This is a genomic window from Halorubrum sp. SP9, from assembly GCF_005435015.1.
Taxonomy (GTDB): domain Archaea; phylum Halobacteriota; class Halobacteria; order Halobacteriales; family Haloferacaceae; genus Halorubrum; species Halorubrum sodomense.
On record NZ_SGXU01000730.1, the window covers coordinates 1 to 228 of the forward strand.

At 64.0% G+C, this 228-nt stretch carries 1 protein-coding gene; it reads left to right on the forward strand.

All coding sequences use genetic code 11. The annotated features are described in order from the left end of the window. On the forward strand, nt 1–228 hold a 228-nt coding region (locus EXE45_RS19145; RefSeq protein ID WP_137695212.1), incomplete at both ends, for a hypothetical protein.

Genomic DNA, 228 nt, shown 5'->3' on the forward strand with positions numbered 1-228 from the left:
CGCCGTCGAGGCGTTCTTACACGAGGCGATCGACTTCGAGGAGTTCGACGAGCGGATCGCGTACGGCACGCGCTTCCTCGAGAACGTCGTCACGATGTCCGACTTCCCAGTCCCGGAGATCGAACAGAAGGTCCGGGACATGCGGAAGATCGGGCTGGGGATCATGGGGCTCGCGCAGCTGTACGTCCAGCTCGGCGTCCGCTACGGCTCCGAGTCGGGCAACGAGAT